This window comes from Janthinobacterium sp. Mn2066 (assembly GCF_049319705.1).
Taxonomy (GTDB): domain Bacteria; phylum Pseudomonadota; class Gammaproteobacteria; order Burkholderiales; family Burkholderiaceae_D; genus Janthinobacterium.
Genome location: NZ_JBMOUF010000003.1, coordinates 98,493 through 121,190 on the forward strand (window position 1 = coordinate 98,493; position 22,698 = coordinate 121,190).

Genomic DNA, 22,698 nt, shown 5'->3' on the forward strand with positions numbered 1-22,698 from the left:
TGTACCGGTGATTTGCATTTCTTGCCGCCACAGCCAGGAATCAGCCCGTGGCGGATGTGCTTTTCGGCTTGCTTATTGGGCGGCGCGGATGCGTGCGATGCGCTCGGCGCTGGCCGGATGGCTGGACAAATACGGCGGTGCATCGCCCAGCTTGCCCAGGGCAACAAACACTTGCGCCAGGTGTTCCAGCGCGATGCCGTTCTGGCGCAGCATGGCGATCGCGTAGTCATCGGCTTCGCGCTCGACGTCGCGCGAATATTTCAGGTCCAGCAGCAGCGGCGGCAAGGCTGCCACTGCGGTCGACACGTCGCCGAACAACAGCGCCGCGCCAGCGCCGACGGCGGACGTCTGGATGATGCGCCGCGTCAGGTGGCGCTTTTGCAAATGCCCCAGTTCATGCGCCAGCACGCCCATGATGGCGTCGTCATCGGGCATCAGTGCCACCATTTCATCGGTCAGCACGATATCGCCGGAAGGCAGGGCAAACGCGTTCGGGCCGATTCTGCTTTTGCGGAAAACGATGCGGTGCTGCGGCATGTCGTCGCCTGGCACGGTCAGGCGGGCAAACCTGGTCCGCAGGGCTTGCTGGCGCGCGCCATCGAGTTCGCTGGGGGCGAATACGTGGCGGTCCAGCATATCGAGCACGCCCTGGCCCAGTTGCCGTTCTACCGACTGCGGAACCGCATACGCGACCCCCTTGGCCACCAAGGGCAGCAGATACAGATAGCTGAGCCACAGGGCCACGATGGTGGCTATTGTCGCCAGCACGGCGCCGCGCCAGCTTTGCTGCAGCCGCACTACCCAGCCATCGCGGTGGCCGGTGTCGTGCAGCAGGCGGTTGAAGGCTGCCTGGTCGGCGATTTCCAGGTAGGCGCCATCGGGATAGCTGACCTTGCGCACGGCGTGGCTGCTGCGCTCGGACACGCGCAGCTGGTCCAGCGGACAGCGCCGTTCGATGTCGCCCGCCAGCACCGCCACGCCATCGGACACGGTCAGCGTCACCTGGTACAGGCGCGAGGTGTGGCCGTCGAAATAGCGGGCCGGCACTGCACCCGCATCGTGGTCGATCGACGTCACAGCGACAGGTCGAAGTCCAGCAGGTCGACCATGCCTTCGCCAGTGGCGCTGACTTGCTCACCAGTGGTAGCGACAAACTCGTCCAGGCTGCCTTGCGCCAGCAGGGAAGTCGCTTCCAGGCGGTATTTCAGCCAGCGCACGTGGGCGAAAGGCGTAAACAAGCCGAGGGTGATGACGATGCCCACCAGGTTGGTCAGCATGATGAAGGTGCTGCGGCCCCAGGTCAGTTGCGACTGGAACTGGTGCTGCTGCAGGCGCGTGTGGTTCCAGATCAGGTTCTGGATCATGGTCAGGAACAGCGGCAGCACGATAAAGGCCCACGCGTAGAGCGCGGCGATGGCGCCGAAGATGCTGCCCGCCTTGGTTGCAGCACCAGCATTGCTGGCGAAAGCGGCAAACACGCTGCCAAACACAAAGCCGATCAGCACGATGAAGCCGCCCAGCAGCAGTGCAAAGAACAGCAGGTAGGTTTTATAGAAGCTGCCGACCGTGGCGTCAAAGCTGAAGTGGCTGGTGCCGAAGCGGCTTTGCGTGTGCTGGAAGCGTTTGACGCGCTGGTGCAGCAAAGGCGTCAGCAAGCCCGCCGTGAAGGTATTCAGGATGGGCAGCCACAGGAAGTATTTATAGGCTTCCCTGGCCGTGCCGCCAAAGCCGAAGCGGATGCCGCGGTAGCTGGTGTTGTACAGCTTGAATTGCAGGCTTTTCCAGACCAGCCAGGGCAGCACGGCCATCATCAGCACCAGCATGACAAAGCCGATCAGGGGAGAAATCTGGAAAGCGATGTTGTAGCCGGCGATCAGTACCAGCGCGGTGATGCGGCCCTTCAGGATGGCGACGGGATTGCCGTGGTATTCGAAACTGCCGCCGGCCAGATGGGTGCTGGAATAGAAATAGCGGTTGCGGCGCACCTTGGCCCAGGCGGAGTAAATGCCCAGGGTGACGATGCTCAAGAGCAGGTTGACGATCCAGATCCGGAAGTATTCGCTGCCGGTAGCGCTGAAGGTGATGGTTTCGCGCCTGGTATTGTTGTTGACATCGACATCCACGAGAGTTTCCTTACTTGTTGGAAACAAACAAGATAATCCAAACTTGAAAAGTTATCAATTGTAAACTTGTCTTGATGGTCATCGCGCACTATGCCGCGCCACGCAGCGGTCGTCCCGGCTATACTGGGTTTTCACTTTTGCCCGAGGCCAGCGCCATGATCGTCGTCCATCATTTGAATAATTCGCGCTCGCAGCGCGTGCTGTGGCTGCTGGAAGAGCTGGGCCTCGAATACGAGATCAAGCGCTATCAGCGCGATCCCAAGACCATGCTGGCGCCGGCCGAGCTTAAAGCCGTGCACCCGCTGGGCAAGTCGCCCGTGATCACCGACGGCGTCAATACCATCGCCGAATCGGGCGCCATCATCGAGTATCTGCTGGAGCGCTATGGCAAGGGAAGTTTGGTGCCGCCTGCGGGCACGCCGGAAAAGCTGCGCTGGACCTACTGGCTGCATTTCGCGGAAGGCTCGGCCATGCCGCCGCTGCTGCTGAAGCTGGTCTTCGACAAGGTGGAATCGTCGCCCATGCCTTTCTTCATCAAGCCGATCGCGCGCGGCATCGCGCACAAGGTCAAGAACACCTTCATCCTGCCCAATATCACCAGCCAGCTGGCGTATATGGAAGCGGAACTGGAAACAAGCACCTGGTTTGCCGGCAATGCATTTAGCGCCGCCGATATCCAGATGAGCTTTCCGCTGGAAGCGGCCGCCTCGCGCGCGGGACTCGATGCGCGCCTGCCCAAATTGACGGCATTTTTACAGCGCATCCATGCGCGGCCGGCCTACCAGCGTGCGCTGGAAAGAGGCGGCCCTTATGACTTTGCCAAATAGCCTGGGCCCCATCGTGGGGCCATACGGTAAAATGAACGATTCAATCTGCACCCAACTACCGCATGGCCCGACTCCTCGCTATCGACGGCTTGAATATCGTACGCCGCGTCTACGAAGCCAGTCCTGAACCCGATTCCGACCTGAAGGCGGAGATCGCGCTGCGCCATGCGCTGTCGTCGTTCCGCACCCTGATCAACGACCACGAACCGACGCATATCCTGCCGGCCTTCGATTTCGGCGGCCCCACCTGGCGCCACGCGCTGTATGCCGGCTACCGCGAAGGGCGCCAGCCGATGCCGCAAGTGCTGCGCGACGCCTTGCCCGGCTTTTACGCCACCCTGGAAAGCTTCGGCATGCACGTGGTCAGCATTCCTGAAGTCGAGGCCGACGACGTGATCGGCACGGCCGTCATGCGCTGGCTGCACGAAGGGCGCGGCGCGGCCGTGATCGCCACCACCGACAAGGATTTGCACGGCCTGATCGCCCACGGCGCGCTGGTGTGGGATCACTTCAAGGGCGTCTGGCACGACCATGCCTGGGTCGAGAAAAAATTCGGCGTGCCGCCGGAACTGCTGCCCGACTTGCTGGCGCTGATGGGCGACGTGACCGACAGCATTCCCGGCGTATCGAAAATCGGCCTGAAAACGGGCGCCAAACTGTTGCGCGCCTACGGCAATATCGACGCCGTGATGGCGGGCGCCGGCATTTTGCCGGGCGCACTCGGTGAAAGCCTGCGAAATGAGCGCGAAATACTGTATCTTTCAAGAAAGTTAGTGGCGCTGAAAACGGACGTCACTTTAGGCGTGACCTGGAACAAGCTCGCGTGGGAAAAGTAGTCAGGTAATAACAAGGGAAGTAAATCATGATGTTAAAGGCAGTCCTGATCGACAGCAGTGCCGTGGCGCGCGGCCTGCTCAATACGGTCTTGATCGATGGCGGCTACGATGTGTGCGGCCAGACGCATACCAGCGCGCTGGGGCTGGCGCTGCTGGTCAAGCACCGCCCGCACTTCGTCTGTATCGCGCGCGAACAGGTGGAAGATGGCAGCAATGTGGTGCAGACCATCCGCGAGCAGTATCCGAAGACGCTTATTTTCATGGTTTCGGGCGGTATCGACGCCGCCTCGCTGCAGGCGGCGCATGCGATGGGCGTGTCGGGCTTTATCGTCAAGCCCTTCATGGCCGACACGGTCCTGAGAACCGTGCGCAATACCGTCATCGCGATGGTGCGCAAGCAGCAGGCGCTGGCTGCTGCCGCGCAGGCGGCAGCGCAGCCATCGCAGGAATCAGGCCAGGCCGGTTGAGCTGGCGATAATCCCGCCGCCCAGGCATACGTCGCCGTCGTACAGCACGGCCGATTGGCCGGGTGTCACGGCCCATTGCGCCTGGTCGAAGGCCAGGCTGAAGTGTTCCAGTCCCTCCGGCTGCAACTGGCAAGCCACATCGGCCTGGCGGTAGCGCGTCTTGGCGGACAGGGCGCCCGCCTGCGGCGCACTGCCTGCGATCCAGCTGGCCTGGTCGGCGCCCAAGGCGGGCGACAGCAGCCACGGATGGTCATGGCCCTGCACCACGTACAGGGTGTTGTTGACGATATCCTTGCGCGCCACATACCAGGCGTCGCTGCTGCCATCGGCGTTCTGGTACGACTTCACGCCGCCGATGCCGATGCCCTTGCGCTGGCCCAGCGTATAAAAACTCAGTCCCACGTGTTCGCCCACGGTCTTGCCGTCCGGCGTTTTCATCGGGCCCGGCTTGTACGACAGGTAGCGGTTCAAAAATTCGCGGAACGGGCGCTCGCCGATAAAGCAGATGCCGGTCGAATCTTTTTTCTGCGCGTTCGGCAGGCCCAGTTTCTCGGCGATCTTGCGCACTTCCGTTTTCGGGATTTCACCGAGCGGAAATAAAGTTTTAGACAGTTGCGCCTGGTTCAAGCGGTGCAGGAAATAGCTCTGGTCCTTGCTGGCGTCGACGGCCTTGAGCAATTCGTAGCGGCCCGCGATGGTGGGCGACTGGCGTACGCGCGCGTAGTGGCCGGTGGCGATCAGGTCGGCGCCCAGGGTCATGGCGTGGTCGAGGAAAGCCTTGAACTTGATCTCGGCGTTGCACAGCACGTCCGGGTTCGGCGTGCGGCCGGCCTGGTATTCGCGCAGGAAGTCGGCAAAGACGCGGTCCTTGTATTCGGCGGCAAAGTTGACGGCTTCGATATCGACGCCGATCACGTCAGCCACGCTGGCCGCGTCGATCCAGTCCTGGCGCGTCGAGCAGTATTCGCTGTCGTCGTCGTCTTCCCAGTTTTTCATGAACAGGCCGATCACTTCATAGCCCTGTTCCTTCAGCATCCATGCCGCGACCGAGGAATCGACCCCGCCTGACATACCGATCACGACTTTCTTCTTGCTCATCTTGCTTTCCAGTGTACTTTAAATAATATTGCTATGCGCTATTGAAAACCGACGCATGCGTGTGCAGCAGCGCCAGCGGCGCGCGCCGGCCCGCCAGGTATTCGTCCACGCACTGCAGCACCAGCGGACTGCGGTGGCGTTCCTGGCATGCGGCCAGTTCGTCGCGCGTCATCCACAGGGTGCGCAGTATGCCGTCATCGAGCGGCCGGTCGTGCTGTGCGCCGGCCGTGCCGCAGAACGTGAAGCGCAAATACGTCACATCCTCACCCGTGCGCAGCGAGCGGTAGCGCGACATATACATGCCGACCAGCGCGGTGGGAATGAAATCGTAGGCTGCTTCTTCCAGCGTTTCGCGTATCACCGCCTGTTCCAGCGACTCGAACGGATCGAGGTGGCCGGCCGGTTGATTCAGCTTGATGCCTTCGCTGGTCTCTTCTTCAATCAGTAAAAACAGGCCGTCTCGCTCGACGATGGCGGCGACGGTGACAGAGGGTTTCCAGATTCTCGGCATGATTCCATCCTTGAAAGAGCCGACATTTTATCTTGTTCTGCGCGCGCGGTTTGAACCCGGCGTTTAGTTGCGCGGACATATTGATAAATGACAACGTTTTAGCAAATAGCGGCGGGAGGCACTGACAGGCAGGCCGGTGCTTGCACTAGCATGTGGCAGCTGGCGGCAAGGCGCCCGTTGCGCCCGTCAATATAGGCGCTCCGCGTGGTCAAAACAAGCGTGCACGCACAGTAAATTGTGGTGAAATTGACACAAATTTTCTTGGATGAAGGGAACCGCTGCCAGCCAGAACAGCTGCAGTGTTGATGAAAGAAATTAGTGCCAGATGTCTAGAAGTTGCTGGTTGATAAACGTTTTATGTACAGCTTTCCATGTTAGATTCTACTTACTTATCACTAGCGGAGGCGTCATGAGGATAGGAATACCGGCTGAAACACGGCCAGGGGAGACGCGGGTGGCGGCAACGCCCGAGACAGTCAAGAAGTTGGCAACCAAGCATCAGATTATCGTGCAGTCGGGAGCGGGCCTGCATGCCTCGATCCCCGATGACGCTTATCTCGCTGCCGGTGCGCAGATAGGCACGGCAGCAGACGCCTATGGCAGCGCCATCGTGCTCAAGGTGCGCGCACCCGACGCCGGGGAACGCGCGCTGATGGCCAGCGGCACGGTGTTGATCGGCATGCTCAATCCGTTCGACGCAGACAATATCGCCGCCATGGCCACGGCCGGCCTGTCCGCCTTCGCGCTGGAAGCCGTGCCGCGCATCACGCGCGCCCAGTCGATGGACGTGCTGTCCTCGCAAGCCAATATCGCCGGCTACAAGGCGGTGCTGGTGGCCGCCAATACCTACCAGCGCTTCATGCCGATGCTGATGACGGCGGCCGGCACCGTCAAGGCGGCCCGCGTGCTGATCATGGGCGTGGGCGTGGCGGGCCTGCAGGCGATTGCCACGGCCAAGCGCCTGGGCGCCGTGATCGAAGCGTCCGACGTGCGCCCGCCCGTCAAGGAGCAGGTGGAGTCGCTGGGCGCCAAATTCCTCGACGTGCCCTTCCTCACCGACGAAGAAAAGGAAATCGCCAAGGGGAGCGGCGGTTATGCGCGCGCCATGCCGGCCGACTGGATGCGGCGCCAGGCCGAACTGGTGCACGAACGGGCCAAGCTGGCCGACATCATCATCACCACCGCCCTGATCCCGGGCCGCGCCGCGCCCGTGCTGATTTCCGAAGAGACGGTGAAAGCCATGAAACCGGGCTCCGTCATCGTCGACCTGGCGGTGGAGCAGGGTGGCAATTGCCCCTTGTCCGAACTGGGCAAGACGGTGGTGAAGCACGGTGTCTACATCGTCGGTGAACCGAACCTGGCGACCCTGGTGGCGGCCGATGCCTCGGCCCTGTACGCGCGCAACGTGCTCGATTTCCTCAAGCTGATCATCGACAAGGACGATCAGCTGCTGATCGACCGCGAGGATGAAATCATCAAGGCCAGCCTGGTGTGTGCGGATACAGCCATCTTACGAAAATAATGAGTACAGGGAGAATCGCGTCATGGAAATCAGTCACACCATCACCAATCTGATCATCTTCGTGCTGGCCATTTATGTGGGCTACCACGTCGTCTGGACCGTTACGCCGGCGCTGCATACGCCGCTGATGGCTGTCACCAACGCCATTTCCGCCATCATCATCGTCGGCGCCATGCTGGCGGCCGGCCTGACCGAAGGCCTGCTGGCGCAGGTGGCCGGCACGGTGGCCGTGGCGCTGGCCGCCGTCAATGTGTTTGGCGGCTTTTTGGTCACGCAGCGCATGCTGGAAATGTTCCGTAAAAAAGAGCCGAAGGCCAAGCAAGGAGACAAGGCATGAGCGATCCCATGAGCTTCATCAGCATGAATCTGGTGACGATGATGTACCTGATCGCTTCCGTGTGCTTCATCCAGGCCTTGAAAGGCTTGTCGTCGCCATCGACGGCGCGCCGCGGCAATGCCTTCGGCATGGCGGGCATGACGATTGCGGCCATTACCACCGTGGCGCTGATCCTGAAACTGAAGGAACAGCAAACGGGTGGCCTGGGTTTGCCGCTGGTGGTGCTCGGCATCGTGGTGGGCGGCGCCATCGGCACTTACCTGGCAAAGACCGTGGAAATGACCAAGATGCCGGAACTGGTGGCAGCCATGCATTCGCTGATCGGCTTAGCCGCAGTCTGCATCGCCGTGGCGGCCGTGTCGGAACCATGGGCCTTCAATATCGCCCGGCATGGCGAGGCGCTGCCGCTCGGGAATCGTTTTGAGTTGTTCATCGGTACCTTTGTCGGCGCGATTACCTTTTCCGGTTCCGTGATCGCCTTCGGCAAGCTGTCGGGCAAATACAAGTTCCGCCTGTTCCAGGGCGCGCCCGTCAGCTTCAAGGGCCAGCACATGCTCAACCTGGTGCTGGCGCTGGTGATGGTCGCCCTGGGCCTGGTGTTCTGCTTTGCCGATGGTCTGCAGCCTGCGTGGACGCCGTTCATCATCATGGCCCTGATTGCGTTTGCGCTGGGCGTGCTGATCATCATTCCGATTGGCGGCGCCGACATGCCGGTAGTGGTGTCGATGCTGAACAGCTATTCGGGCTGGGCGGCGGCCGGCATCGGCTTTTCGCTGAATAACTCGATGCTGATCATCGCCGGTTCGCTGGTGGGCTCCAGTGGCGCGATCCTGTCCTACATCATGTGCAAGGCCATGAACCGTTCGTTTTTCAACGTCATTCTGGGCGGCTTCGGCGGCGATGCGCCGCAGGCTGGCAGCGGCGCGGCGCAGGAACAGCGCCCTGTGAAATCGGGGTCGGCCGACGATGCCGCCTTCATCATGGGCAATGCGGAAACCGTCATCATCGTGCCTGGCTACGGCCTGGCCGTGGCGCGCGCCCAGCACTCGCTCAAGGAGCTGGTGGAAAAGCTGACCCACAAGGGCGTCACCGTCAAATATGCGATCCACCCGGTGGCGGGGCGCATGCCGGGCCACATGAACGTGCTGCTGGCCGAAGCGGAAGTGCCGTATGACCAGGTGTTCGAGATGGAAGACATCAATGGCGAATTCGGCCAGACCGACGTGGTGCTGGTGCTGGGCGCAAATGACGTCGTCAACCCGGCCGCCAAAGACCCGAAATCGCCGATCGCCGGCATGCCCATCCTGGAAGCCTATAAGGCCAAGAGCATCATCGTCAACAAGCGCTCGATGGCCTCCGGTTATGCGGGCCTGGACAATGAGCTGTTTTACCAGCCGAACACCATGATGGTGTTTGGCGACGCCAAGAAAGTGATCGAAGATATGCTCAAAGCAGTCGAATAGCGCTGGCTCAACCGGCCGCAACCACCTGGTTGCGGCCCTGGTGCTTGGCCGTGTACAAGGCTTTGTCGGCATCCGACATGGCCGCGTCCAGCGTGGCGCCAGCCGCCAGGGGCGCCACGCCGATGCTGATGGTGACGTGCAGCGGGCAGCCGTCAGGCAGCATGGTGATGGCGGCGGCCACGGCGGCACGGATGCGTTCGGCCACCCTGGCGGCCTGCTTCACGCTGGCGTCCGGGAACAGCAAGCCAAATTCTTCACCGCCCAAACGCGCTGCCACGTCGGTCACGCGGCCCGTTTCGCGCAGCACTTGCGCCACCGTCCGCAGCACTGCATCGCCCACGGCATGGCCGTAGCGGTCATTGATTTTCTTGAAGTGGTCGAGGTCTGCCACGCCCACCGTCAATGGGCTGTGATTGCGCGCTGCGCGCGCCATGGCTTGCGTTGCCTGCGCTTCGTAGGCGCGCCGGTTCGGCAAGCCGGTGAGCGCATCGCACAAGGCTTGCTGTTCCAGTTGCGCCAGCAGGTTGGCGTTTTTGGCTGCCAGTTCGCGCCGCTCGCGCACGTCGAGCAGAAAGGCGCCGAAATAGCGCATGCCATCGACCACGCCCAGGTCCAGCGCCTTCATCTCGATCGGGATCATTTGCGCATTGCGGTGGCGGATGGCGAATTCGCGTATCTTGCCCAGCACGCTGGAAGTGCGCGAGCTGCGGAGGTAGTCGAGGACGAGATGGTCGTGCTGGCTTGCCACTGCGTCCGGCAGCAAGCCGTTCAGGGGCTGGCCCAGCAGTTCGCCGCCGGCATAGCCTGACAAGGCCTGCATGGCGCCATTGATGTAGCAGATGCGGCATTGCTCATCGATGATGATGACGGCGTCCAGGGAAGCTTCCAGCAGGCGGGAGAACAATACTTCAGGAAGAGCGGCAGTGGGTGCTGCGGGCAATGCATCTGTCATGGGACTGTCGCCTAAATCCAGGTGGAGCCCATTGTCGCATTTGCCCGAAGTTTACTCCATGCCTCTTTCCCTTTAACGCCGGCCGTACATCATCAGTTCTGCCAGCGTCCTGCGCGCCGGGCTGACCACATCGAGCAATCCCAGCGACAGACCCAGCAGCCCTTGCGTGGCTGCCGTACCCGTGAAGATGCGCGCCATGGTGTCGGTGATGCGCACGGTCGTGCTGCGGTCGGCCTGGCGCAAGCCGGCGTAGCGTGCCAGGCCTGCCGGGTTATTGTCTTGCACCAGTACGCGGGCCAGCACGGCGGCGTCGCGCAGGCCCAGGTTCAAACCTTGTCCTGCGACCGGGTGCAGGGTTTGCGCCGCATTGCCGATGGCCACCGTGCGCGCCGTGCCGCCTGCCTGCGCGTTCAGGCCCAGCGGATAGGCCAGGCGCGGCGTGGTGTGCATAAAACGTCCCATGCGGCTGCCGAAGGCGGTGTCCAGGCGGGCCAGGAAGGCTGCATCGTCCAGTGCCAGCAATTGTTCGGCGCGCGTGGGCGGCACGCACCAGACCAGCGCGTAGCCATCGTCCTGCGGCAGCAGGGCCAGCGGACCTTCGTCGGTGAAGCGTTCGTAGGCGCGGTGGGCGATGGGACTGCTGACGCGCACATGGGCGATGATGGCGCTCTGGCCGTAGTCGCGGGAGAGGCTGCGCTCCTGCTGCTGGCCGAACAGGCCGCCCTCTGCCTGCACCAGCAGCTTCGTGCGCAAGCTGGACGCGGCGCCATCCTGATCGATGGCGATGCTGACGCCATCCGCATCTTCCGCGCTAGCGGTTACCCGCGCCGGGCGCAGGCTGGCGATGCCCAGGCTGGCACACACGTCGGCCAGTACGCCGACCACCGCGCCATAGCGGGCCACATAACCGAGGGCTTCGACCTGATGCTCGCTGCGGTCCATCAGGCTGCGGCCGAAATGGCCGCGCCGCGAGACGTGGATCTGGTGGATCGGTGTCGCCTCGACGGGCCAGGTGTTCGCCGCTTCGAGGATCTGGCGGCTGCCGTGCGACAGGGCGATGGTGCGCGGATCGCGTCTGGCCTGCGCGATGGATTTGGCGTCGAGCAGGGCGATGCCGCCGGCGCTTGATCCGCCTTGCACCAGCAGCGCGGCCAGCGCCATGCCGACCGGGCCGGCGCCGCAGATGGCGAGATCGTAATCGTAAGAGGGCGGTGTATGCATGCTACGGCTTTAATCCTGTGACATCAGTTGTTCGATTTCAGCGATGCTCCTGGGCGCCGTGCTGAAAATTTCATGGCCTTGCGGCGTGACCAGTACATCGTCCTCGATGCGGATGCCGGTATGCCAGAACTGTTCCGGCACGCCGGGGCCGGGGCGCACGTAGATGCCCGGCTCCACCGTCAGCACCATGCCCGCCTCCAATGCGCGCCACGGCTTGCCGGCAGCGCTGGTGTTGCGGTAGGCGCCCACGTCATGCACGTCCATGCCCAGCCAGTGACTGGTGCCGTGCATATAAAACGGCAGATAGCTTTTATCGGCGATCACGTCCTGTACGCTGCCGTGCTGCTGCCGGTCCAGCAGGTGCAAGTCCAGCATGCCCTGCGCCAGCACCTGCACGGCCGCTTCATGGATGGCGCTTTGCGCGCTGCCGGGGCGTATCACATCGAACGCCGCCTGCTGCGCCGCCAGCACCAGCTCATACAAGGCCTGTTGCGGCCCGCTGAAGCGGCCATTGACCGGATAGGTGCGCGTGATGTCGGAGGCGTAGCCATCGAGTTCGCAGCCGGCGTCGATCAGCAGCAGGTCGCCATCGTTCAGGACGGCGTTATTGGCGCTGTAGTGCAGGATGCAGGCGTTGGCGCCGCCCGCCACGATGGAGGAATAGGCGGGGAACTGTGCGCCGTTGCGGCGAAATTCGTACAGCAGTTCTGCCTCGACCGCATATTCATGCAGGCCGGGACGCGTGGCCCGCATGGCGCGTGCGTGGGCTGCGCTGGAAATGTCTGCTGCACGGCGCATCAGGGCTTGTTCTTCGCTGTCCTTGAACAGACGCATGGCGTCGAGCAAGCCGCTGAGGTCGTGTGCGATAGCGGGCGCGGTGATGCCGCTACGGGCCTTTTGCCGCACTTGCTGCAGCCACAGCTTGACTTGGGCATCCAGGCTGCCGCCCAGCGCGTAATACAGGGCTGGGGCATCGGCCAGCAGGCGGACCATTTCCAGATCGAGTTCTTCGATGGGGAAGGCGGCATCGACGCCGAAGGTCACGCGCGCCGCTTCGGGGCCATGGCGGAAGCCATCCCAGATTTCACGTTCGGTATTCCTGGGGCGGCAAAACAGGATGGCCCGCGCGGGTGCCGTGGCGCTGGCGGCCACCAGCGCCAGTGCGCTGTGCGGTTCCGTAAAACCGCTGAGGTAATAAAAATAGCTGTCGTGGCGATACGGATAATCGCAATCGCTATTGCGCGGCACTTCGGGCGCGGTGGCGATAATGGCCACGCTGCCCGGCAGCATTTGCGCCATCAGCGCCGCGCGCCGTGCCGCGTAGTTGGCCATCATGATGCGCTGGCCTTGGCAGCAATGCCGTTGAGCGCGTCCAGCTGCGCCGGCGTGCCCACATTGGTCCATTCACCGGGATAGACTTCGCCGCCGATACGGCCCAGGTCCGCATATTTGCGCAGCAGGTCGCCCAGCCCGGCATGGCTGCCCGGCGTAATGCCGTCGAACATTTCAGGACGGTAGACACCGATATTGCCAAACGTCCATTTTGGCGTGCCCGTATTATTGATCGAATACAAGGTCAGGCCGAAGTCGCCCTGGGGATGGTGGTCGGGATTGGGCACCAGATAGGTCCAGGCAATGTCGCGTTGGTCGGCCGGGTAAGGCGTGCCCAGCACGTCCTTGTCGGCCAGCACGTCGAGCACTTGCTTGAAGTCAAAATACGGACAATAGATATCGCCGGAAATGGCCAGGAACGGTGCATCGCCCAGCAAGTGGCGCGCCTGGGCGATGCCGCCGGCCGTTTCCAGCGGCGTGCTTTCAGGCGAGTAGGCGATGCGCGCGCCAAACTGGCTGCCGTCGCCCAAGGTTGCTTCGATCAGATGGCCCAGGTGCGAATGGTTGATGACGATCTCGGTGATGCCGGCGCGCACCAGGTTCAGCACATGCCAGACGATCAGGGGGCGCCCGCGTACTTTCAGCAGCGGTTTGGGGCAGGTATCGGTGAGCGGACGCATCCGTTCACCGCGGCCGGCGGCGAAGATCATGGCTTTCATGGTGGTACTCGTTTCTGATGTGTTCGGTAAATGAGGCGCGGCTCAGGCCGCGCAGTCTGCTTAGAAGGTATAACCGACTTGCGGGGTTTTATTCTCGAGCGTGTCCAGCAAACGCACCAGCGGCTTGAGTTCCGTGTAGCGGTTGGCGGTCTTGCGCACGTAGTCGAGTACGGTTGGCAGGTCGCCCATGTACAAGCTCTTGCCATCGCGGTAGTTCAGGCGCGCGAACAGGCCCAGGATTTTCAGATGGCGCTGCAGGGCCGTGAATTCGAAATCGCGGTAAAAGGCGTCGATATCGGGATTCACCGGCAGGCCCAGCTGCTTGGCGCGCTGCCAGTAGCGGATCACCCAGTCGAGCACCAGTTCTTCATCCCACTGGATGTAGGCGTCGCGCAGCAGCGAGGCGATATCGTAGGTGATCGGGCCGAACACGGCGTCCTGGAAATCCAGGATGCCGGGATTCGGGATGGAGCCGTCGTTGATATGCATCAAATTGCGCGAGTGGTAATCGCGGTGCATGAAAACTTGCTGTTGCGACAAGATGTTCGCCGTGATGGCTTCGAAGACCTTGTTCAGCTGGGTTTCCTGCACGTCCGTCAGGGTGGCGCCCAGGTGTTTGCCGATAAACCATTCCGGGAACAGATTCATTTCGCGCAAGATGAAGGCGCGGTCGAATTCGGGCAGCAGGCCCGGTTCGCTGGCTTGCTGGACTTTCATCAGGGACTCCAGCGCTTCGGCGTACAGCACGGCAGCGTTGTCGTGGTTCAGTGCGTCCAGATAGGTGGTGGTACCCAGGTCGGACAGCAGCAGGAAGCCGTTGTCCAGGTCTTGCGCAATGATCTCGGGCACGGAGACGCCGGCCTTTTTCAGCAGGCCGGCCACCTTCACGAAGGCCGGCACGTTTTCACGCTCGGGCGGCGCATCCATGGCAATCAGTGTATTTCCTGGCAAGTTCGTGGCGCCGGGCAAGACGTCCAGGCGGAAGTAGCGGCGGAAGCTGGCATCGCTGGAAGCGGGGCGGGCGGAATCGGGCGCGACGAGGTTAAGCGAGGTCAACCAGGCTTTCAACAGGGTCAGGCGAGCGTCGGTCTGGGCCGGCGCGGCGGGGGAATTGGAAGAGAATGACATTAAGCGGCCTGTGGAATCGGGTTGATGATGCAGATTCCCATATAATAAGGGATTCAAATCAAAAAATCGCCTGTCAATGGTGCTTACCCCGTCCAATTCATGAGCTGGTTTTCGGCCTCCCCCCCCTCGCAGCGCTGGGCTTTCGCCATCAGCGCGCTCGTCGCTGCTACGGCGGTGCCTGCTTACGCCCAGAAAGCCCAGCGCCCGGCCGTTCAGCGCCCGGTGCATGTGGAAGACCCGAATGCGCCCACCGTCATGACGGCGGAAAGCATGGATGGCCGACCGGAACGGGAGATCAATCTCGACACCGATGTCGTGATTGAGCGGGGAACCACCACAAAATTGACCTCCGATACAGCTTGTTACAAACAAGTTGAAGACCAGTTCGATGCGGCGGGCAATGTCAAGCTCAAGCGTTTCGGCGACTCTTACACCGGCGATGTGCTGAAGCTGAACATGGAAACGGGCAAGGGTTTCCTGCTCAATCCGACTTACCGCTTTGAAGTGGGCCATGGCCAGGGCAAGGCTGAACGGGTCGATTTCATCAATCCCGATGAAGCCAACGTCATCAATGGCACTTACAGTACCTGCGAAGGACCGAATCCGGACTGGTATCTGCAGTCGAGCACCCTGAACCTGGACACGGGCCGCGATGTGGGCACGGGTGGCCAGACCATCATTTATTTCAAGGGCGTACCCATCCTCGGCACGCCGGGCATTTCGTTTTCGCTGTCGGGCGCGCGCCGCTCGGGCTGGCTGGCGCCTACGCCAGGTTTTGCCTCGAAGAACGGTTTTGAGCTGACGGTGCCGTATTACCTGAATATCGCGCCGAACCGCGACCTGACCCTGTATCCGAAGTACATCCAGCGGCGCGGTATCCAGTTTGGCGCCGATGCACGCTACCTGGGCGAGACCGATGACGGGTTGAAGTATCACGGCGAAACCTATGTCGAGTACTTGCATAACGATAAACAGACCAAAACCGACCGCTACATGATCCGCTCCACGCATGAGCAGGACCTGGCTACCGGCTGGACGTATGGCTGGACCTTCCGCGATGCGTCGGATAATAATTACCCCAACGATTTCTCGAAAAACGTGGCCTCGGCCACCGAGCGCCAGTTGCTGCGCGAACTGCGCACCGATTACCGCACCGAGGACTGGAGCCTGACGGTGCGCGCGCAGAATTACCAGGTCTTGCAAGACCCTGCCGCCGCCACCGACCCCAACGCGTTCGTCGCGCGCCCGTATGATCGCTTGCCATCGGTCAACTTCCACGCCGGAAAATATGATGTGTGGGGTGGTTTCGACTGGTCGTTCGATAGTGAAGTGACGCGTTTTGCGCACCCGACGCTGGTGCAGGGGACGCGCGTGGTTGCCGTGCCGCAAGTGAGTTTCCCCATCGTTCGACCCGGCTATTTCATCACGCCCAAGCTGATGCTCAATGCCAGCGCCTATCAGATTGACAATAATCCCAATTCGACGGTGCAGTACGCGAAGACCTCGCTGACGCGCACGGTGCCGACAGTGTCGGTCGATAGCGGCCTGGTGTTTGAGCGCGACACCAATCTGTTTGGCGCCAAGGGCGGCACGCAGACGCTGGAGCCGCGCTTGTTCTACGTTTACACGCCGTACCGCGACCAATCGCAAATTCCGACTTTCGATACGGCCAATGGCACTTTCGACCTGACGCAGATCTTTTCCGAAAACCGCTTTATCGGCAGCGACCGTATCGGTGACGCCAACCAGGTGACGGCGGCGCTCGTTTCGCGCTTTTTGCAGCCTGATGGCGCCGAGCGCCTGCGCCTGACGTTTGGCCAGCGTTTCTACTTTGCCGACCAGCGCGTGCAGCTTGCTTCGACGACGCCCGTCAACCAGACGCGTTCGGATATCTTGCTGGCGGCAACGGGCCGCGTGTCGGAGACTTGGACCGTCGACAGCCTGGTGCAGTACAATCCGTCCGAGCACCAGTTGACCAGCTCAACGTACTCCTTGCAATATCAGCCCGGTCCGAAAAAAGTATTGAATATTGCCAATCGTTATCAGAGCGGCCCTGGCGGTTTCCGTAATACGGATGTGTCGACCCAATGGCCGCTGACGGATCGTTTGTATGGCGTGGGCCGCATCAGTTACTCGCTGCTGGACCGCCGCATGCTGGAGAGCCTGATTGCCCTCGAATACAAGGGTGATTGCTGGGTGTTCCGCATGGGGGCGCAGCGTTTCGTGACCTCGTCCAATAATGCTTCGACGCCTATTTTCTTCCAGCTGGAATTGACGGGCCTGTCGAATGGCCTGGGGCTGGGGGCGAATGGCTTGGAAACATTTACCAAAACCATCCCTGGCTACCAGCCATTGAACCCGCCTATCCGTTAAGATGGGCAGTGCCGCCGCCGGTGCCCCTGGCGCTGGCGCAAACCGGTTTTTTTATTCACCTGAACTCATGAGCGCTCTACACATTATGCGTAATGCCAGTATGCACCAACTCAAAATTGCAGCGGTTTTGTTGTGCGCCGTTTCCGGCGCGACGACCAGTAGTGTCTGGGCGCAAGAGGCTGCAACCCCTGCCACGCCGGCAACTCCTGCTGCTCCCGTAGCGGCGGCTGCCACCACGCCTGCTGCGCCTGCACCAGCGGCGCCAGCGGCTGCAGCACCCGTCAAGGGGTTCACCCCGCCTGCATCGAGCAGCGGCCAGACCATCGATTCGATCGCTGTCGTCGTCAATGATGATGTGATCACGCGCAATGAAGTGGCTGCGCGCATCAAGAGCGTGGAACAGCGCATGAAGGCGCAGAACGTGCCGCTGCCCGACCCTGCCGACCTGCGCCGTCAATTGTTGGAACGCATGATTGTGGAGCGCGCGCAAATGCAGCTGGCCAAGGAAATGGGCGTGCGCGTGGATGACATCACGCTGGACCGCGCCATCGGTCGTATTGCTGAACAGCAAAAAATGACGGTGCAGGACTTGCGTAACCAAATGGAAAAAGAAGGCACGCCATTTGCAACCTTCCGCGAAGAAATTCGTGATGAAATCATCATGCAGCGTTTGCGCGAGCATGAAGTCGATGCCAAGATCCAGATTTCCGACGCCGAAGTAGACAACTTCCTGGCCGCTGAAAAAGCCGCTGCCAGCGAGCAGGTCGAACTGAACCTGTCGCAAATCCTGGTGCGCATCCCTGAAAACTCCAGCCCGGAACAGATCGCCGCACGCCGCGCACGCGCCGAAGAAGTCAGCCGTCAATTGCGCACGGGCGCCGATTTCGCCAAGATGGCCGCCACTTATTCCGACGCCAGCGATGCGCTGAGCGGCGGCGAGGTCGGCTGGCGCAATAGCGACCGTCTGCCGCCGCTGTTTACGGAGCAGTTGCTGAAATTGAAGCCAGGCCAGATCACGCCCATCATCAAGAGCAATACCGGCTTCCATATCCTGAAACTGGTGGACCGCCGCACTGCGGCCGAAGCGCAAGCCGTGGATGCCGTGCAGCAGACACATGCGCGCCACATCTTGCTGAAGGTTACGCCGACCATGACGGCCGCCGATGCCAAGCGCAGATTGGCGGACTTCAAGGAGCGCATCGAGCACAAGACGGCCACGTTTGAAGACCTGGCCCGCCAGTTCTCGAACGATAGCTCGGCCAGCAAAGGCGGCGACGTGGGCTGGTTGTCGCCAGGCGACACCACGCCGGAATTTGAAACGGCAATGAATGCCCTCAAGCCAGGCCAGATCAGCGATCCGGTGGAATCGAGCTTTGGTTATCACTTGATCGAAGTGCTGGAGCGCAAGACCGACGACGTCTCGAAAGAGAAAGAACGCAACGCCGCCCGCAATGCCTTGCGCGAGCGCAAGCTGGAAGAAGCAACGGAAGACTGGGCCCGCGAAGTGCGCGACCGCGCCTACGTTGAGATTCGCCCGGACGACCAGTAAGTAACGTGAAGGAACCGCGCGTGAGTGCCCAGCATCCATCCTCTCCTGTGGCGCCCGGCGCGGCAGTACGTTCCATGGCCAGTTCTGGCGTTCGTCCGGCGATTGCCATTACCTGTGGCGAACCGGCCGGTGTCGGACCTGAAATTTCGATCCGCGCCGCCTGGGCCATGCGCCACGAGGCCAACTGCATCTTGCTGGGCGACGCGGCCTTCCTGGCGCTGACGGCCAGCCTGATCGATCCCGAGATCCGCCTGGCGGCGCTGTCCCTGCAAGCCGTGCGCAATAGCGGCTTGCCGCATTTCGGTCCGGGCCGCCTGGCCGTGATCGATATTCCTACCGTCAATAATGTCATCCCCGGCGTGCTCGACAAGGACAATGGCCGTTCTGTGCTGGCCACCCTGGATGCGGCCGTGGAAGGCATCCAGGCCGGCTGGTTTGGCGCCATGGTCACGGCGCCGTTGCAAAAAAGCACGATCAATGACGCTGGCGTGGCTTTTTCCGGCCACACGGAATACCTGGCCGAAAAGACGCAGACCAAACAGGTGGTGATGATGCTGGCCGGCGAGCCGGGCCATGGCCAGCCGCACTTGCGCGTGGCGCTGGCGACCACCCATTTGCCCCTGAAAGACGTGCCGGCCGCGATTACGGCCGACAGCCTGGCCGTCACGCTGGACATCATCCATGCCGACCTGCAGCACAAGTTCGGCATCGCCGCGCCGCGCATCCTGGTCACCGGCCTGAACCCGCACGCGGGCGAGGGCGGTTATCTGGGACGCGAGGAAATCGACGTGATTGCCCCGGCAATTGCGGCGGCGCAGGCGCGCGGCATCGATGCGCGCGGACCGTATCCGGCCGACACCTTGTTCCAGCAGAAATATCTGGCGGATGCCGATTGCGTGCTGGCCATGTACCATGACCAGGGCTTGCCGGTGCTGAAATACGCCACCTTCGGACGTGGCATCAATGTCACGCTCGGTTTGCCTTTGATCCGCACTTCGGTCGATCATGGCACGGCGCTGGACCTGGCCGCGCAAGGATTGGGCCTGGCCGATTGCCACAGCATGCAGCAAGCCTTGAGCACGGCGCTAGCCATGCTGACAGCCAGTTCCCGTACCTGATCCTTCCGCTTCGTTACACCCCGCCTTACCGCATTTATAGAAAAACAGCATATGAAACACGTAGCCCGCAAACGCTTTGGCCAGAACTTCCTGCATGACCGCTTCGTCCTCGATGACATCACGGCCGCCATCGCGCCGCAGGCAGACGATGCCATGGTCGAGATCGGCCCTGGCCTGGGTGCCATGACGGAACAGTTGCTGCGCCACTTGAAGCAGATGCATGTGGTCGAGCTGGACCGCGACCTGATCGTGCGCCTGGAAAAGACGTTTAATCCGGCCAAGCTGACCATCCATTCGGGCGACGCGCTGAAATTCGACTTTGCGCAAATTCCCGTGCCGGCTGGCCAAAAGCTGCGTATCGTGGGCAACTTGCCATACAACATCTCCAGCCCCCTGCTGTTTCACCTGGCAGAGTTTGCACCGCTGGTGCTGGACCAGCATTTCATGCTGCAAAAGGAAGTGGTCGAGCGCATGGTCGCCGAACCGGGCAGCAAGGCGTATGGCCGTCTGTCGGTGATGCTGCAATGGCGCTACAACATGTCGCTGCTGTTCATCGTGCCGCCGACGGCGTTTGACCCGCCGCCGAAAGTGGAATCGGCCATCGTGCGCATGATCCCGGTGGCCAAGCGCTTGCCATGCGACCAGGAAACCCTGGAAGCGGTGGTCATGAAAGCGTTTTCGCAGCGTCGCAAGGTGATTCGCAATTGCCTGGCAGGCATGTTCACGGAAGAGCAGATCATCGCCGCCGGCATCGATCCGACCCTGCGTCCGGAAACCGTGAGCCTGGAGCAGTATGTTGCGCTGGCGAACCTGCTGAAGGCTCCTGAGTAATTCAGAACCAGTGATCGACTTGTTGCAGGTCTTGCCGCAGCGCTGAAAAGCAATCGTCGACATGGTGGTTGCGGCTGATTTCATTGCGCCGCATCAGCGCGATCTTGCGCTTGCAGGTAGGTTGGCGCAGCGGCGCCACGTGCAAGTCTTCATCGTTGAGGAAGGTGGTGTACAGGCTGGGCATGATGCCGACGGCGATGCCGGCGCGTACCACGCCGTACAACGATTCGCTGTGCACCATCTGATACAGGCTGGTGGGGTTCAAGCCGTGCTGGTGCAGGGCGCTGGAAGCAAATTCCCAGATACTGCCCTTGGTAAATACCACGATTTCCTGGCCCGCCAGCTGTTCCCAGCGGATTTCCTTGTGCGAGGCAAGCGCATGCCGGCCTGCCGTCACCAGCACCAGCTCATCTTCGAACAGGCCCACCGTTTCCAGTGTCGCCGAGCCCGGCACTTCGATGCCCACGCAAAAATCCAGCTGGCCCGAGTGCAGCGCGTGCAGCAAGCCATCGTTGGGCATGTCCGACAGGACGATTTCCACTTCATCGCCATGCTGCTCGTTGTAGCGCGCCACCACCACGGCCGTCATCGCCATGGCCGACGGAATCGCGCCGATGCGGATACGGTGCCGCCCGCTGCCGATGGCGCGCTGGATATCGGCAAAGGTATTGCTGGCCGTATTGAGCAAATGCGTGGTGTAGTCCAGCGCCAGCTTGCCTTCGCGCGTCAATTCCAACTGGTGAGTTGTGCGATTAAACAACTTCTTTCCCAGCTGATTTTCCAACAGTTTGATCGACGCGCTTAGCGCTGGCTGGGTCACGCACAATTCTTGTGCAGCCTTGCTGAAGCTGTTTACACGGGCCAGCGTGGAAAAAGCTTGCAAATGTCGCAATGAGATTTTCTTGCTCAGTTCATGCATGCGGTTTGCTTATTAAAAAAAGTAATGGATTTATAAAAATAAACAAATTTTCTTATCCCGCAATTTACCATATTCTGGACTGGTCTTTACTTATCATGAAAACAACAAATTCATGGGCAGTGCTTGAAATGCAGCGCCGTCACCGTCGGCAGCCGCAGATTCAAGCGACGTAATCATAAAAAATCACAAGAACTTACAAAAATTCAGCGGATAAACTCTCAAGGGCGGCGGCGATGAACAAATGGATGACGGGAACAATGGTGGTGGGTGGCTTGCTGGCGGCGCAAGCGGCAGCGCAGGCCCAGACGCAGGAGCAAAGCAGTGTACAAATATATGGTCTGCTGTCGGCCGGTATCGGCTACACCTCGGATGAAGGCGGCCATGCCCTGACGCATGCCATCAGCGGCAGCAACCAGAATCCCCGCATCGGTTTTCGCGGCCAGGAAGACCTGGGCGACGGTTTGAAAGCTTTATTTGTGCTGGAAAACGGTTTCAACGTGATGACGGGCACCTCGGCACAGAGCGGCCGCCTGTTTGGCCGCCAGTCGTATGTGGGCTTGTCCAGCAGCGACAAGGGCACCCTGACCCTGGGCCGCCAGTATGAGGCCGTCAAGGATTACCTGGGCCCGGTGGTGATCGCCAGTAATGGCGTGCATATCGGCGACAATGACAATGGCTATAACAACCTGCGCGTGCAGAACGCCATCAAATATGTCAGCCCGACCATCCGCAACCTGTCGTTCACGGGCCTGTATGGCTACAGCGAGAATGCAGAAAATTCCAACCAGAACCGCGCCTACAGCGTGGGTACTGGCTACAAAGTCGATGAATTCAGCTGGGCACTGGCGTACACCAAATTCGACTACCCGAATAATCCTGCTGCGCCGGATGGCGCACTGGGCAACGATTACGCCAGTCCCTTGCTGATTTTCAACAAGAGCGCACTGAAGGGCGCGGCCGGCGTACGCAGCCAGGCCATCGCCGGCACGGGAGGCTTTTATAATGTGGGCAGGACCAAGTTTGGCTTGCTGTACACCAATGTACGCTACCACTACCTGGACCAAAGCAGCCTGACCTTGCAAAACGTGGATCTGAACATGAACCACAAGCTGACGGAAGCGCTGAACCTGGGCGCCTCGTATTTCTTTACCACCGGTAAATACGACGTGATCAACAAGTCGCCGAAATGGCATCAGGTCAACTTCCAGGCCGACTACTTCCTCTCCAAGCGCACGGACGTGGCCGTTACCTGGAGTTATCAGAAGGCAGCCGGCGATGCGACGTTCGCGCGCGTATTCGGTTTCGGCGCGTCGCAAGGCAAGACGCAAAGCGTGTTGATTGTCGGCATGCGACATTATTTCTGATATCGATT

At 61.1% G+C, this 22,698-nt stretch carries 21 protein-coding genes; 11 read left to right on the forward strand and 10 right to left on the reverse strand.

The window, feature by feature from the left end:
• Positions 1 to 72 precede the first annotated feature (72 nt).
• Together ACL9RI_RS06750 and ACL9RI_RS06755 are read right to left on the reverse strand one after the other, a co-directional pair.
• Positions 73 to 1,077 (reverse strand): M48 family metallopeptidase, encoded by a 1,005-nt coding sequence (locus tag ACL9RI_RS06750; protein WP_422725820.1) that lies wholly within the window; start codon positions 1,075 to 1,077, stop codon positions 73 to 75.
• Positions 1,074 to 2,123: a YjgN family protein gene (locus tag ACL9RI_RS06755; protein ID WP_422725821.1), complete on the reverse strand. Its 1,050-nt coding sequence runs from the start codon at positions 2,121 to 2,123 to the stop codon at positions 1,074 to 1,076. The genes ACL9RI_RS06750 and ACL9RI_RS06755 overlap by 4 nt, the downstream gene beginning before the upstream one ends.
• 155 nt (positions 2,124 to 2,278) lie before the next feature.
• Here ACL9RI_RS06755 and ACL9RI_RS06760 point away from each other — a divergent pair, with 155 nt between their 5' ends.
• The 3 genes from ACL9RI_RS06760 to ACL9RI_RS06770 all read left to right on the forward strand — a co-directional run bounded on the left by ACL9RI_RS06760 (position 2,279) and on the right by ACL9RI_RS06770 (position 4,253).
• Positions 2,279 to 2,950 carry a glutathione S-transferase gene (locus ACL9RI_RS06760; RefSeq protein WP_422725822.1) on the forward strand — a complete coding sequence of 224 codons (672 nt, stop codon included), beginning with the start codon at positions 2,279 to 2,281 and terminating at the stop codon, positions 2,948 to 2,950.
• A 62-nt stretch (positions 2,951 to 3,012) separates the two neighbouring features.
• Positions 3,013 to 3,786: a 5'-3' exonuclease gene (locus ACL9RI_RS06765; protein ID WP_422725823.1), complete on the forward strand. Its 774-nt coding sequence runs from the start codon at positions 3,013 to 3,015 to the stop codon at positions 3,784 to 3,786.
• A gap of 29 nt (positions 3,787 to 3,815) precedes the next feature.
• On the forward strand, positions 3,816 to 4,253 hold the full coding sequence (locus ACL9RI_RS06770) for a response regulator (protein WP_422726127.1): 438 nt from the start codon (positions 3,816 to 3,818) through the stop codon (positions 4,251 to 4,253).
• On the opposite strand, the gene mnmA is transcribed toward ACL9RI_RS06770, so the two are convergent.
• Positions 4,236 to 5,351: a tRNA 2-thiouridine(34) synthase MnmA gene (gene mnmA / locus ACL9RI_RS06775; protein WP_422725824.1), complete on the reverse strand. Its 1,116-nt coding sequence runs from the start codon at positions 5,349 to 5,351 to the stop codon at positions 4,236 to 4,238. The two genes, ACL9RI_RS06770 and mnmA, sit on opposite strands and share 18 nt — an antisense overlap.
• A 31-nt stretch (positions 5,352 to 5,382) precedes the next feature.
• The gene (locus ACL9RI_RS06780) at positions 5,383 to 5,862 is read right to left on the reverse strand and encodes an NUDIX hydrolase (protein WP_422725825.1); all 480 of its coding nucleotides are present in this window, start codon (positions 5,860 to 5,862) and stop codon (positions 5,383 to 5,385) included.
• Between the two features lie 409 nt (positions 5,863 to 6,271).
• Here ACL9RI_RS06780 and ACL9RI_RS06785 point away from each other — a divergent pair, with 409 nt between their 5' ends.
• From ACL9RI_RS06785 to ACL9RI_RS06795, 3 genes are read left to right on the forward strand one after another with little or no spacing between them, the layout of a single operon-like run.
• Positions 6,272 to 7,384: a Re/Si-specific NAD(P)(+) transhydrogenase subunit alpha gene (locus ACL9RI_RS06785; RefSeq protein ID WP_422725826.1), complete on the forward strand. Its 1,113-nt coding sequence runs from the start codon at positions 6,272 to 6,274 to the stop codon at positions 7,382 to 7,384.
• A 22-nt stretch (positions 7,385 to 7,406) separates the two neighbouring features.
• Positions 7,407 to 7,721, forward strand: a complete 315-nt coding sequence (locus ACL9RI_RS06790) for an NAD(P) transhydrogenase subunit alpha (protein WP_183681392.1) — start codon at positions 7,407 to 7,409, stop codon at positions 7,719 to 7,721.
• Between the two features lie 8 nt (positions 7,722 to 7,729).
• Positions 7,730 to 9,184 (forward strand): NAD(P)(+) transhydrogenase (Re/Si-specific) subunit beta, encoded by a 1,455-nt coding sequence (locus ACL9RI_RS06795; protein ID WP_422726128.1) that lies wholly within the window; start codon positions 7,730 to 7,732, stop codon positions 9,182 to 9,184.
• Between the two features lie 7 nt (positions 9,185 to 9,191).
• Here ACL9RI_RS06795 and ACL9RI_RS06800 read toward each other — a convergent pair whose 3' ends face one another.
• The 5 genes from ACL9RI_RS06800 to ACL9RI_RS06820 all read right to left on the reverse strand — a co-directional run bounded on the left by ACL9RI_RS06800 (position 9,192) and on the right by ACL9RI_RS06820 (position 14,536).
• Entirely contained in the window at positions 9,192 to 10,136 is a 945-nt protein-coding gene (locus tag ACL9RI_RS06800; protein WP_422725827.1) for a GGDEF domain-containing protein, read from the reverse strand.
• A 72-nt stretch (positions 10,137 to 10,208) separates the two neighbouring features.
• Positions 10,209 to 11,357: an FAD-dependent monooxygenase gene (locus ACL9RI_RS06805; RefSeq protein WP_422725828.1), complete on the reverse strand. Its 1,149-nt coding sequence runs from the start codon at positions 11,355 to 11,357 to the stop codon at positions 10,209 to 10,211.
• 9 nt (positions 11,358 to 11,366) lie between these two features.
• Complete coding sequence (locus ACL9RI_RS06810) at positions 11,367 to 12,689, reverse strand: aminopeptidase P N-terminal domain-containing protein (RefSeq protein ID WP_422726129.1); 1,323 nt, start codon at positions 12,687 to 12,689, stop codon at positions 11,367 to 11,369.
• Positions 12,689 to 13,408: an N-acetylmuramate alpha-1-phosphate uridylyltransferase MurU gene (gene murU / locus ACL9RI_RS06815; RefSeq protein WP_422725829.1), complete on the reverse strand. Its 720-nt coding sequence runs from the start codon at positions 13,406 to 13,408 to the stop codon at positions 12,689 to 12,691. The genes ACL9RI_RS06810 and murU overlap by 1 nt, the downstream gene beginning before the upstream one ends.
• A 60-nt stretch (positions 13,409 to 13,468) precedes the next feature.
• The gene (locus ACL9RI_RS06820) at positions 13,469 to 14,536 is read right to left on the reverse strand and encodes an aminoglycoside phosphotransferase family protein (RefSeq protein ID WP_422725830.1); all 1,068 of its coding nucleotides are present in this window, start codon (positions 14,534 to 14,536) and stop codon (positions 13,469 to 13,471) included.
• A 99-nt stretch (positions 14,537 to 14,635) separates the two neighbouring features.
• Between ACL9RI_RS06820 and ACL9RI_RS06825 the strand changes: the two genes are divergently transcribed.
• The 4 genes from ACL9RI_RS06825 to rsmA all read left to right on the forward strand — a co-directional run bounded on the left by ACL9RI_RS06825 (position 14,636) and on the right by rsmA (position 20,407).
• Complete coding sequence (locus ACL9RI_RS06825) at positions 14,636 to 16,909, forward strand: LPS-assembly protein LptD (RefSeq protein ID WP_422725831.1); 2,274 nt, start codon at positions 14,636 to 14,638, stop codon at positions 16,907 to 16,909.
• Between the two features lie 100 nt (positions 16,910 to 17,009).
• A complete protein-coding gene (locus ACL9RI_RS06830) occupies positions 17,010 to 18,458 on the forward strand; it encodes a peptidylprolyl isomerase (RefSeq protein ID WP_422725832.1) in 1,449 nt (482 codons plus the stop codon).
• Positions 18,459 to 18,532: 74 nt separating this feature from the next.
• Positions 18,533 to 19,576, forward strand: coding sequence for a 4-hydroxythreonine-4-phosphate dehydrogenase PdxA (gene pdxA / locus ACL9RI_RS06835; RefSeq protein ID WP_422725833.1), 1,044 nt, complete (start codon positions 18,533 to 18,535; stop codon positions 19,574 to 19,576).
• Positions 19,577 to 19,627: 51 nt separating this feature from the next.
• Positions 19,628 to 20,407, forward strand: coding sequence for a 16S rRNA (adenine(1518)-N(6)/adenine(1519)-N(6))-dimethyltransferase RsmA (gene rsmA, locus ACL9RI_RS06840; RefSeq protein ID WP_422725834.1), 780 nt, complete (start codon positions 19,628 to 19,630; stop codon positions 20,405 to 20,407).
• 1 nt (position 20,408) lies between these two features.
• On the opposite strand, the gene ACL9RI_RS06845 is transcribed toward rsmA, so the two are convergent.
• A complete protein-coding gene (locus tag ACL9RI_RS06845) occupies positions 20,409 to 21,326 on the reverse strand; it encodes a LysR family transcriptional regulator (protein ID WP_422725835.1) in 918 nt (305 codons plus the stop codon).
• 233 nt (positions 21,327 to 21,559) lie between these two features.
• Between ACL9RI_RS06845 and ACL9RI_RS06850 the strand changes: the two genes are divergently transcribed.
• Positions 21,560 to 22,690: a porin gene (locus ACL9RI_RS06850; RefSeq protein ID WP_422725836.1), complete on the forward strand. Its 1,131-nt coding sequence runs from the start codon at positions 21,560 to 21,562 to the stop codon at positions 22,688 to 22,690.
• The last annotated feature ends 8 nt before the right edge of the window (positions 22,691 to 22,698 follow it).